Origin of the sequence: Marinifilum caeruleilacunae (assembly GCF_013141825.1) — a bacterium.
Classification (GTDB): domain Bacteria; phylum Bacteroidota; class Bacteroidia; order Bacteroidales; family Marinifilaceae; genus Marinifilum; species Marinifilum caeruleilacunae.
In genome coordinates, this window is the sequence record NZ_RZNH01000060.1 from 1 (window position 1) to 12,896 (window position 12,896).

Annotated in this window: 9 protein-coding genes; 8 read left to right on the plus strand and 1 reads right to left on the minus strand. The window is 36.2% G+C overall.

Features of this window, described 5'->3' with window-relative positions; genetic code table 11:
- Nucleotides 1-110: 110 nt before the first annotated feature.
- Nucleotides 111-626, minus strand: a complete 516-nt coding sequence (locus tag ELS83_RS20985) for a substrate-binding domain-containing protein (protein WP_171597520.1) — start codon at nucleotides 624-626, stop codon at nucleotides 111-113.
- A 661-nt stretch (nucleotides 627-1,287) separates the two neighbouring features.
- Here ELS83_RS20985 and ELS83_RS20990 point away from each other — a divergent pair.
- The 8 genes from ELS83_RS20990 to ELS83_RS21025 all read left to right on the plus strand — a co-directional run.
- On the plus strand, nucleotides 1,288-4,302 hold the full coding sequence (locus tag ELS83_RS20990; protein ID WP_171597512.1) for a SusC/RagA family TonB-linked outer membrane protein: 3,015 nt from the start codon (nucleotides 1,288-1,290) through the stop codon (nucleotides 4,300-4,302).
- 13 nt (nucleotides 4,303-4,315) lie between these two features.
- Nucleotides 4,316-5,848: a RagB/SusD family nutrient uptake outer membrane protein gene (locus tag ELS83_RS20995; RefSeq protein WP_171597513.1), complete on the plus strand. Its 1,533-nt coding sequence runs from the start codon at nucleotides 4,316-4,318 to the stop codon at nucleotides 5,846-5,848.
- A gap of 250 nt (nucleotides 5,849-6,098) precedes the next feature.
- On the plus strand, nucleotides 6,099-7,523 hold the full coding sequence (locus ELS83_RS21000; protein ID WP_171597514.1) for a choice-of-anchor Q domain-containing protein: 1,425 nt from the start codon (nucleotides 6,099-6,101) through the stop codon (nucleotides 7,521-7,523).
- A gap of 78 nt (nucleotides 7,524-7,601) precedes the next feature.
- Nucleotides 7,602-9,020: a polysaccharide lyase domain-containing protein gene (locus ELS83_RS21005; protein WP_171597515.1), complete on the plus strand. Its 1,419-nt coding sequence runs from the start codon at nucleotides 7,602-7,604 to the stop codon at nucleotides 9,018-9,020.
- Between the two features lie 148 nt (nucleotides 9,021-9,168).
- Entirely contained in the window at nucleotides 9,169-10,086 is a 918-nt protein-coding gene (rbsK, locus tag ELS83_RS21010; protein ID WP_171597516.1) for a ribokinase, read from the plus strand.
- A gap of 87 nt (nucleotides 10,087-10,173) precedes the next feature.
- A complete protein-coding gene (locus ELS83_RS21015) occupies nucleotides 10,174-11,664 on the plus strand; it encodes an ADP-ribosylglycohydrolase family protein (protein WP_171597517.1) in 1,491 nt (496 codons plus the stop codon).
- A 183-nt stretch (nucleotides 11,665-11,847) separates the two neighbouring features.
- Nucleotides 11,848-12,003, plus strand: a complete 156-nt coding sequence (locus ELS83_RS21020; RefSeq protein ID WP_171597518.1) for a hypothetical protein — start codon at nucleotides 11,848-11,850, stop codon at nucleotides 12,001-12,003.
- Between the two features lie 46 nt (nucleotides 12,004-12,049).
- On the plus strand, nucleotides 12,050-12,896 hold an 847-nt coding region (locus tag ELS83_RS21025), incomplete at its 3' end, for a multidrug DMT transporter permease (protein ID WP_171597519.1).

A 12,896-nucleotide genomic window follows, 5' to 3' on the forward strand; every position in this document is an offset into this window, starting at 1 on the left:
TGGTTGCAGCACTCTGGGGTGTTTTTATCTGGAAAGAGTTTAAAGGTTCTTCAAAAAGTACCAATGGTCTACTTACGCTTATGTTTATACTATTTGTAGCCGGAATAATATCAATTATTTACGCAGGACAGTAAATAAACTATTTGTACTTGTGAAAAAAAATAATAAATCTTCTTTAGCAGAGTTTCGTATTTTAAGTCTGACCTTAATGTTACATGATCAATAATTAATTTCAATTCATTATTTAATTTTGAAAGTAAATATTTTAAGGCAGTCTCGCACATGTGCTCAACTGGTTGAGCAATTCTTGTTATTGGTGTTTCCGAAAAATCAAGATACGGGTAATCGTCAAAAGTAATTACTGAAATATCATCTGGCAATTTTAAAGTATCCTCCTTTAAAGATTTTAGGCATCCCATTGTAATTGTGTTACTTAATGCAAAAATAGCAGTTGATCGTTCTTTCCTGCGCAATAAAAGTTTAGTTTCCTGATAACCGTTCTGTACACTAAAATCATCGCCAATTACATGAATGTTTATGTTACCTATCTCTTGCATTGCATGTTTAATATCCTTAATCCTTATTTTGTAGGGAGTGGATGATTTAATTCCTAGAATACATGCAATTTAAGCGTGGTCATGTTCTATCAAATATTTTATTGTAGAAATTGCACCATAATAATTATCTGTAGAATCAAAAGAAAGTTTACTATTCTCAAAATTTGGTGTCAGAAATGATCAGCTTATAACTAAGCTTTCTTACTTAGCGATTGAATAAACTTGCAATATTCGCAAAAAAAGATTGTCTAAAGAGGGGATAATAAGCCTAATAGTATTGCTTTTCCCTGACCTCAGGCTTGTAGAAAAATGGTTGGGAATGTAATTTAGTTCTTTTGCAACTTCTTTGATTATTTGCTGCGAATTTCTTAATTAGATTCTTCCTAATTTACAATAATGTATTTTCGTAGTCTAAGTAATAGATAATCAAGTTTTAGATGCTCTATCCTTTATGCTAGCTGTAAGATCATGATCAATAGCCGACTAAACGTTTGAGCATACATATTGAAATTCTTTGCTTTGTGAAGAATTAAATTTTACTCTAATATTTTGCATTTAGAATAAGTGTATGTAAATATCAGAAAAAGAGGTAAATAAAATTTTTTGGCTTGATGCTTGTGTATTGTGTTTTTTGCATTTTATTAATGTAGGCATAAAAATTAAGTACAAACGATTGTGCAATTCGCTTTTTTTGTCTTTCTTTGTAATGTACAATCAAAATCCATTAATTATGAATCAATCAAAATCGCGGGAAGGACTTCTTTTTAAGGTGGTCTCGTTTTCTGCATCAACTAGTTTTAAACAAATTAACCGGATATTAGGGATTACGATAGTGTTTCTAATGCTTAGTTCGGTGCTGTATTCGCAACAGTTGATTACTGTTGGAGGACAGATCGTAGATGAAAATGATGTATCCCTGCCCGGTGTTACAGTTGTCGTTAAGGGCACATCGCAAGGTACAATAAGCGATATTGATGGTCGATATTCGTTAAGCGGAGTTCAGGAAAATGCAACCTTGGTCTTTTCCTTCGTTGGAATGTTGTCTCAGGATATTTCTGTAAGCAGTCGAACGGTGATAAACGTAAAAATGGAAGCTGATGCCATCGGACTTGAAGAAGTTGTGGCAATTGGGTATGGATACACAACTAAGAAAGAATTGACTGGATCAGTAAGTAGCGTTGATGCGGAAGAATTCTTACAAGGCGATATGACATCACCTATTAGAGCTATTCAAGGAAAAGTTGCAGGATTGTCTATTATAAGCAGTAATGGAGCAGATCCAAACAGCGATTATACCGTTAGAATCAGAGGTCTTAACTCCTTATCGGGAGGGAAATCTCCTTTAATTATTGTTGATGGAGCTGTTTGGGGAGGTACACTAAAATCCATAAATCCTGAACAGATTGAATCATTTGATATTTTAAAAGATGGTTCGGCAGCTGCAATTTACGGTACGCGTGCAACAAATGGTGTAATACTTATTACTTTAAAAAAACCAGAGCAGGGGGAAATTAAATGTGAGCTATCTGCATTTGTTTCCTATGAGTCGATTGATAAAAATGATCTCTGGTTTGATGCCGATGAATACAGGTCTGCAATCCAGGAGCTTATTCCTGGCAATTCCAATCTGGATAAAGGAAGTAGTACCGATTGGCTGGATGAAGTGACCAGAACGCCAATAAATCAAAATTATAACCTATCTATAACCGGCGGGACTGAGAAACTGGCTATTAGGACCAATTTGTCTTACAAAAATAATGAAGGTCTTTTTGAAGATAATTACTCCAATGTGGTGGCTCCTTCTATTTTTGTAAAACAGAAGGCTTTTAATAATCGGTTGATATTGGATTATAAGCTTCTTTATTCTAGGACGACTAGTTCTGATATTCCGGGAGGTCTTTACGAACAAGCGATCACCAGAAATCCGACAGAGCCAATTTATGATCCGGAGAACATTTCAGGCAATAAATATTATGATAATCACATACAAGGCAGCAGAAATCCGGTTGCTATGATTAATGAAAGTACTTTCGACAGGGAAGTCAATTTCGTTAATGCTGTAGTAAATACAGAATTTAAACTGCTTGATAATTTGTCTCTGAATTTCACAGGATCTTACAATGTTTGGTCAGGAACCGATGAGAATTATTATACAAAACATTACCCCCTATTGGGAAAATCAGGACAGGCATATGTTGGATCATGGAAAACTAAGGATTACATACTCGAACCAAGTATACGATATCGCTTCACTCTTGGAGAGGATCATAGGTTTAATGCTATAGGGGGGTATTCATACAATAAGGGAAGTAATACTAGTATGAGTGTTACCAACGGGAATTTTGATACCGACAAATTTAGCTATCACAACATAGCGGCCGGAAATGACCTTATAGAGGGATTAGCTGATATTTCTTCTTACAAAGAGACGAACAAACTTATTGCTTTTTATGGTAGGGTGTCATACAATTATAAAGATAAATATTTGGCTTCAGCTTCTTTAAGACACGAGGGAAGTTCAAGATTTGGTAAAAACGATAAATGGGGTACTTTTCCGGCGGTAAGCTTGGGCTGGCGAATAAAAGAAGAAGGTTTTATGCAGGATGTTGATTTTATCAATGATCTAAAAGTTAGAGCGGGTGTTGGTGTTACAGGAAACCAGGACATTCCAAATTACCAATCTATTCCGCGCCTTTCAACAAGGACTGGTGATAGTAGCGGATTGTTTTATTATAAAGGTAATTGGCAAAATGTTTATGTGCCAGACAACAATCCAAATCCGGATTTGAAGTGGGAAACAAAAACTGAATACAATATGGGAATTGATTTCGGCGTATTCAACAGAATTTCTGGATCGGTTGATTTATACAGTAGAACAATTTCTGATCTGTTATGGTATTATGATGTTCCTGTACCACCTAATGTTTATGATAAAATTTATGCCAACGTAGGAGAAATGACCAACAAGGGTATTGAAATCACGGTGAATGCAGATGTTTTAAAGACTTCAAATTTTAACTGGAATAGTACGATCACATGGAGTAAAAATAAAAATGAAATGGTAAAACTATCTGATCCTTCCAGAGGGTATGAGCTGGATTTCATAAAATATACGCCAGCATCAACAAGCTGGGCGCAGCTTTTGCAGGAAGGAGAAGCAGTTGGTGATTTCTGGACACCGATTTACGTTGCTACGGCCGAGGATGGAACTATCATATATAAAGATTTAGATGGTGATGGTGTGGTGGATGAAAACTCTATTGGAGACAGGAAGAACGTTGGTAATGAATATCCCGATTATGAACTGGGTTGGCAAAACAGATTGACATACAAAAACTTCTTTTTGACTTTTGCATTTAGAGCTATGGTTGGTCATTCCCTGATTAACTGGGACAGACTTAATTATGAAAATGTAAGACGTTTATCTGATGGTCGGAATGCCATGAAATCAGTGTTGGACCATCCCGAGAATTTTGGTGAATACCGGTTTGATGACAGGTTTCTTGACGATGGCACATTCATTAAATTGGATAACGTGGTATTGGGATACGATTTTAAATTGGGCAAGAGCGACTTAAGATTATATGTAAGCGGAACAAACCTTTTAACAATTACTGATTTTGAAGGAAATGATCCTGAACAGATTCCTGTAGGTATTGATACAAATTATAACACATATGGCGGAGATAACTTGACCTATCCATACAGCCGTACTTATTTGTTAGGATTAAAATTTAATTTCTAAAAAAAAACTAAAAATGGCACGATCAATAAAATTTCTGATTGCAGTTTTTGCATTTATACTGAGTAACAGTGCATGCACAAATTTGGATGAAGAATTATTTTCATCAATCAATTCTGAAGAATGGTATAGCACAGAACATGAATGTACACTAGCAATGGGCAGTGCCTATGCAGGTCTGCGATATAGAGGTACAAGTCTGTGGGGCTTGTATGGCACTGAAGTTGTGACCACCGATGAGGCTGTGATTCCGGTACATACTAATGGGTCCTGGCTGGATAATAACGGTGTATGGAGAAATTTGCACAAACATAAATTTACTCCCTACCAGGAAGCCATAAATGCCTCTTGGGAAATGTGTTTTAATACAGTGGCTAACTGTAACCAAATAATCTATCAGGTTCGAAATTCACCTGCACAGTTTGATGGTAAAGAAGGAATGATCGCTGAATTAAGGACACTCAGAGCCTGGGCATTGTATAAAGCACTTGACTTGTTTGGAAACATACCAATCAATTTGGAATTTGAGGATACCTCATTGCCTTCGCAGATTAGTCGAACAGAAGCATTTAATATTATTGAAACAGAATTATTAGAATCATATCCTTTATTACAGGAATCGCCTATAAGTGACTATTACGGAAGATGTATCCGACCGGTTGCCTTTGCAATTTTAGCTAAAATGTATTTGAACTCGGAAAAATGGATTGGCCATGATCGTTATGAAGATGCAAAAATAATGTGTGATAGCATAATTAACCGAGGGCATTATACGCTTGAAAGCAATTATTCCGATAACTTTATTGCTGAAAATGAAAGCTCAAGAGAAGTTATTTGGGCAATGCCACATGATCGAGTAATAGGTGATTTCGGATTTCAAATGCATATGTATACATTGCACTGGGCACTACTGGATAAATTCGACCTGAACGGAACTTGGTGCTGGAATGGCATATGCATGACGGAAGCGATGTATGATTCTTTTAGCCTCGAGGATAATCGAAGAGAAGGTTGGGAAGTAGGACCCCAGTTTTATTTTAATGGAGATCCGGTATGGGGATATGAAGGAGGTCAGCTAACATTTACAAAAGAGATAACGAATTTGGATGCATCGCCCGAAGGTGAGGGTGTAAGATGTTTCAAATGGGAGATGCCGCAGGGACTAAATGGATGGGAGACAATGGATAATGATTTTGCTTTCTTTAGGTATGCAGATATTCTTCTTATGAAAGCGGAGGCCATTATGCGAGAAAATGGTAATACAGAATCTTCTGATGCATCGGTACTTAATTTGGTGAACCAAGTTAGATACAGAGCCTTTGGTAACGACAGTCACAATTACACATCAATTACACTTGATGAACTGTTGGCCGAAAGAGGAAGAGAGTTGGCTTTTGAGGAAGTGAGGAGGCAAGATCTTATAAGGTTCGGAAAATGGGGTGATGAATGGAAGTTCAAACCGCAATCCGAGCCCTATAAGGAGTTGTTTCCTATTCCAAACAATGTGCTCAATGCCAATACAAATCTTGAGCAAAATCCAGGGTATTAATAAGCATAAATAGTTTAGTTAGTTAGTAAAATCCAAGGAGCGTTTTTGTGGCTCCTTGGATTTGATTCACCGCTTTTATTTAAGATATAAAAATGCTTGCATGCTTGAGAATATTTGTTGTACTGTCTTTAAGCGGTTTGTTTTATTTACCTTGTGATGAGGACAACCTTGCCCCTGAAGAGGAAATCCTTGAAATAAACAAGCCGATTCCGGAGACTATTCAGAAATACTTTAATCCGATTATAAAATAATGATTAAGTTTATTAATTCTTTAGAAATCTTGATTCTGGTTATATTATGTTACTTTTGCTTTAATCTTTGTAGTGCATGTTCAGAACAAAATGAAGAAATAGTCCCAATTAACGCAGTAGTTTATTTCATTGACTCTGAATCAGGAGAAGACTACAATGATGGAAAGTCTGAAAGCAGTGCTTGGAAATCGCTAAAAAATATAGGAGATACAAAGCTGAACCCTGGCGATGAAATACGTTTTAAGCGTGGTTCGAATTTTTCAGGAGTAGTAACAATTAATGATTCAGGAACTTATGAGCAACCGATTATTTTAAGTGATTACGGAAATGTTGACTTACATTCACCTGCTTTTACAAATACGATATTTAATCCCGAAAACAACCAATATGGAAACTGTATACGCTTAAAAGGGAGTTTTGTAATAGTGGAAAATCTATATTGCCTACATACTGTGGCTGAATTGCCTGAAAATGCAGGGGGATTTTTAACCATGTGGGAATTAGGAGCAATTTATATCGACAAAAGTGCTGAAAATTGTATTGTTCGAAATAATGAAATATACGACTGTGGCGTTGGAATCAAAAGCTATGGCCCTTATGCAAGGATTGAAAACAATTATATTCACGATTGCAATCGCGTATTAAAAAAATGGGATTGGGGACCATTGGCTATATGGTTGGGAGCTGATAATCAAGAAGTATGTTACAACCGGATAATTAATTACAGAGTAGTCAACCCAAGTATAACATGGGGGCCAGATAGTTATGGTGGAGGTGCCGATGGTGGAGCCATTGAAATAGATGATGCTCGTTATCCGAAATCAAATATTTCCATACATCACAACTTTTCTCGTGATTGTCAGGGGTTCATAGAAGTAACATGGACTGATGTTAAGCAAAATCCACCTTATACCGACTTTGAAATACATCATAATGTAAGTGATGATTATCAGCAATTTATAGCCTTATGGGTAGGTGCAAACTGTAAAATTGAAAACAATACAATAATTCGAAGGAAAAAGAACGTTAATGATTGGGGAGTGATTAACATTACTCAAGGTAACTCAAATAATTATATTAGAAATAACCTTATTGTTGTTGAAAATGATATTGTAGTTTATCCGGAAGGAGGTCGAGACTATGTTTTTCCAAAAAGTATAATTAGTAATAATTTATACTATGCCCTAAAAGGAAAATTAAACATGGGACTGGCCGATCCAGGGGCGAATGCCATCTTTGTAGATCCGATGCTGTTGGATTATATCGATGGGGATTCTGCTGATGATTTTAAACTAACATCAGCCAGCCCAGCAATCAACGCTGGATTGGATTTAGGGTATTCCAAAGATTTTTCCGATATAGATATTCCTCAAAACATCCGACCAGATGTTGGAGCTTTTGAGTTTACACAAGATTCAAAATAAAATGACCAGTCCGAAATTGCACATAATTTGAATTTTCAACAAGGGATCTTGCGTAAATAGTAAAAAAATGAAAATGTTATGAGAAATAAAAAAAGAGCATTAGAAATAGTAGGGTTTATAATATTAGTTGTGCTGTTGATTGTAATGTATGGTTTCTTTACCGATACAGGGAAAATGCATAATGTTTTTGAAAGGAAATCAAAAGTTTTTTATATAGATTCCAACGATGGCGATGATAATAATGACGGTCTATCGGAATCCGGTGCGTGGAAAACACTATGCAAAATCGGTCAGCACATATTTGTTCCAGGCGATACTATTAAGTTCAAAAGGGGATCAAATTTTAATACAACACTTCATGTTAGTCAATCCGGATTACCGAATAAATATATTGTTCTGACTGATTATGGAAACAAAGATATGCCTGCTCCTGCATTTACCAATAAACAGTTTAATCCGGATAAAGATTTTTATGGTAACTGTATACGGTTAAAGGGGAGTTACATCTTAGTAGAAAATCTTTATTTCTATGAAACAGTTGCTGAACTTTCGGGCAATATCCGTTTTCTTAAGATGTGGGAATTAGGTGCTATTTATATTGATAAGAATGCAACACATTGCATCATAAAAAATAACGAATTGTTTGATTGTGGAGTAGGGATCAAAAGTTATGGTGAGCATGCATTAATTACCCATAATTATATTCATGATTGCAACAGGGTGTTGAAAGAATGGTCTTGGGGACCACTTGCAATTTGGCTGGGAGGAGACCACCAGGAAGTTTCATTTAACAAAATTTGTAATTATCGAGCTATAGATTCTCGAATTAACTGGGGAGCTAACAGTTATGGTGATGGTGCAGATGGTGGCGCCATTGAAATTGATGATGGCAGATTCCCAAAATCCCATATTGAAATACACCATAACTTTACTAGAGATAATCAGGGATTTATAGAAGTTACATGGACTGATGTAGTTCAAAATCCCCCATACAGTAACTTTTTGATTCATCACAATATTAGTGATGATTATCAGCAGTTTATAGCATTGTGGTGTGGTGAAGACTGTAAAATTGATAATAATACTGTAATTCGACGAAAGAGCAACGTCTGCGATTGGGGGGTATTTAATATTACACAAACAAACTCAAATAACTATGTACGCAACAATCTGGTGGTCGTGGAGAACGATATAATCATATTTCCTGGAGGAAAACAGGCTACTAAAAATGCAAATTCCATTATCAGCAATAATCTGTTTTTTATTGCCTCCGGCAGTATGGTAATGGGACAGGAAGGACCAGGCGATAATGCCATTTTTTCCAATCCTCAACTGATTAATTACCATGGACAGGAGGCAGACGATTTTAAGATAAAATCGAATAGCCCTGCTCGTAGAGCAGGATTAAATCTTGGCTATTCAATGGATTATGAAGGGAAAAAGATACCGAAAAGTATTAAGACAGATATAGGTGCATTCATTTTTAGTAAGAATTAAGATTGATTTTGTCAGATTTGATCCCATTTTACAGGATTAAGTATCGGGAAACTGGAAACATATGAATTTAGAAGAATTTAGGAAAATCCTATCTGTTAGGGGAAGATATCATTTAACAGAAAAGAAGAAAATATAAAAACTACAAATAATGAGTAAGATTTTAGTAGTAGGTAGTTCTAATACCGATTTAATAGCGAAAATGAAAAAGTTTCCGAAAGCCGGTGAAACTATTGAAGGTTTGTCATATATGCAGGCCATGGGAGGTAAAGGAGCAAATCAGGCAATTGCAGCACATCGTTTGGGAGGAGATGTAAATTTTATCACCTGTTTGGGAGACGATGCCAACGGACAAAATACTTTAAAGTATTACAATGAAGAAGGTATAGATGTTTCATCAGCAATAATTGTAGAGGGGGTATCTTCTGGTACGGCAATGATTTTTGTGGATGAGCAAGGAGAAAATTGTATCGTTATAACGCCTGGAGCCAATAATAGTCTCAGTCCGGATTATATTTCAATTATGGAAGAAAAAATTGCAGAGACTGAGATTGTGGTTTTACAAATGGAGATTCCGTATGATACCGTTAAGACAGTTTGTGCCTTAGCAAAAAAGCATAAAAAAACAGTTATTTTGAATGACGCTCCTGCTCGTAAATTAGATGAAGAAATATTGAAAACCGTTGATGTTCTTGTAGTAAACGAAATGGAAGCAGAAACTATTTCGGGTGAAAAAATTGAATCTGTCGGAAAAGAGTTTGTTCTGGAAAAACTTGTTTCCATGGGCGCAACATCAATACTTCTTACTTTGGGGAAGGAAGGCTCTTTGTTGAAAAAAGGAAAAATCAGCATAAGTATGGATGCATTTAAAGTTGAAGCACTCGACACAACTGCTGCGGGTGATACTTTTTGTGGAGCATTGGCAGCGCGTCTTAGTAAAGGAGAGGAGTGGCATGAGGCCTTACGATTTGCATCTGCCGCTTCGGCAATTTGTGTTACGCGTATGGGAGCACAACCTTCTATACCCACAGAAGAAGAAGTATTTGCATTTTTATCGGAAAACAGTTAAATCTATAATCAAATTCAATATAAAGTCATGATAAAGAACACAATAGTAATATTAGGTCTGTTAATTTCTGTTTCAAATTCATTTAGCATGAATGGAATTGAAAAAAAACAAGATGAAGCAACTATCTCCAAAGAAGCACTAAAAGACAAAATAAAGGGAGCCTGGGCGGCCCAAACTATTGGTGTGACTTTTGGTTTGCCTGCCGAGTTTAAATACAACTCAACAATGATTCAGGACTATCAGAAACTGGAATGGAATGAAAACTCTCTGATAAATGAATACAAAGAGCGTCCCGGAACCTACGATGATATCTACATGGATCTTTCGTTTATGAAAGTGATAGAAGAGGAGGGGATTGATGCACCTGCACAATCCTTTGCCATTTCGTTTGCCAATGCGGATTATAAATTGTGGTTTGCCAACCAAAGTGCACGTTATAATATTCAAAATGGATTAACTCCACCTCAATCCGGTCATTGGCTAAATAATCCATGTGCTGATGATATAGATTTTCAGATAGAAGCAGATTTTGCAGGTTTAATGAATCCAGGAATGGTAAACTCGGCTGTTGATATCTGTGATAAAGTTGGACATATAATGAATTATGGTGATGGATATTATGGTGGTGTATTTGTTGCTGCACTATATTCTTTGGCTCTGATTGCAGACAATCCAGATGAAATAGGTGATATAGTTAAAAAAGCAATAAGTGTAATTCCAACTGAAAGTAGATTTTTTCAATGTATCAATGATGTAATTAAATGGTACGAAGAAAATCCTTATGACTGGAAAGCAACCTGGTACAAGACCAATCAAAAGTGGAGTGAAGATGTCGGTTCACCTTTAGGTGTTTTTCAGCCGTTCAATATCGATGCTAAAATTAATTCTGCCTGGGTAGTAATAGGCTTGCTTTATGGTGAAGGTAATTTTACACGTACCTTCGAAATCGCAACCCGCTGCGGCGATGATGCAGATTGTAATCCGGCAACTGCAGGTGGGGTTTTGGCTTCAATTGTTGGGTATAAATCAATTCCTGAGTTTTGGACACAAGGATTGGATAAAGTTGAAGATTTGAATTTTATGGGAACAGAGTATTCGTTGCTCGATGCCTATGATTTGTCATATAAACACGCCATTCAACAAATTGAAAAAAATGGCGGATCAATTTATAACAATCACATTAGTATAAAAACGCAATCACCTAAGACTGTTCCATTGGAAGTTGCTTTTGAAGGACATTATCCCAAAGCTAAAATTGTTCCAACTAAAACAGACAATGAGATTTCTTTTGATTTTGAAGGTATTGGTTTTGCATTGGCCGGTCCCGCAAACGTTAAAGACCATGGAAAAAAGAACCATATTTTTGAAACCGAAATGTATATAGATGGGAAGTTGGTTGAGAAGATAAAGCTGCCAACCGAACAAAACAGAAGGAGGTTTACCCCATTCTGGAAATATCAACTTCCCAAAGGAAAGCACAAGGTGGTAATTAAAATCCTTAACCCGATTGACTATGGTAATATTGAATTAAGTTATGCCATAATCTATGATGATAAACCATTTAAAGTAAAACTTTAATATATCGTCATAAGAAGAATATTGGTATCAATTTTGATAGTATTGGTCTTCTTGAGTTTTTTTGCATCACTGGTAAAAGGAGAAACAGATATTAACCGTGAGGTCATTTTCTGGCATTTCCCTCATTATAATAACCACGGCATGTAAAGTCCAGGTGGTTCAGTAAGGTGTGGTGACTAAAAATTGCTGGAATATATAGAAAACAATACGGTACAGCTATTCAATCTTAAGGATGGTATCGTAAAAGAGAATGATCTTTCAGAAAAAGAGCCGGAGAAAGCAAAAGAATTACTTCAATTTCTTAGCTTGCAAAAAAACAGTGGAGCAAAAATGATGTGACTTAATCCTGAATATTCAATAAAATTAAATACTAAAATCAAACACTATGTTTATCGTTAGCAGTTACTCTTTAGCAATTATTTTTTGTGTAATAACTATGTTTTGTTGGGGCTCTTGGGGAAATACCCAAAAGTTAGCAGGCAAAACCTGGCGCTACGAATTATTTTACTGGGACTATGTACTCGGAGTTCTTATTCTTTCACTAATTTCTGCTTTAACCATTGGTAGTATAGGTGAAGGAGGTCGTGGTTTTATCGAAGACCTTTGGCAGGCAGATGTGCAAAGTATTGGAAGCGCCTTTTTGGGAGGTATCATCTTTAATGCAGCTAATATTCTGCTTTCTGCTGCTATTGCATTAGCTGGTATGTCAGTAGCTTTTCCCGTTGGAATTGGGCTTGCGCTTGTTTTAGGGGTAATTATTAATTATTTGGGTTCACAAAAAGGCGACCCTGTGCTGTTATTTCTTGGTGTAGGATTAATTGCGATTGCCATTGTTTTAAATGCAATTGCTTTTAAGAAAACGTCAGGAGGAGGCCAAAAAGTTACTTCAAAAGGAATCCTGGTTTCAATACTTGCCGGAGTTCTAATGTCATTCTTTTACCGTTTTATTGCCGCCTCAATGGACTTGGATAATTTTGTAAGTCCGGCAGTTGGTAAAATGACTCCTTATACTGCAGTTGTAATTTTTTCACTCGGAATTTTCATTAGTAACTTCCTGTTCAATACCATTTTAATGAAAAAGCCAATTAGCGGCAAACCCACTAATTACAAGGCTTACTTTAGTGGGAACTTAAAAATTCATATGGTCGGTGTTTTTGGTGGTATAATCTGGGGTATTGGCAATTCATTAAATCTTATTGCAGCTGGAAAAGCGGGCGCCGCTATTTCTTATG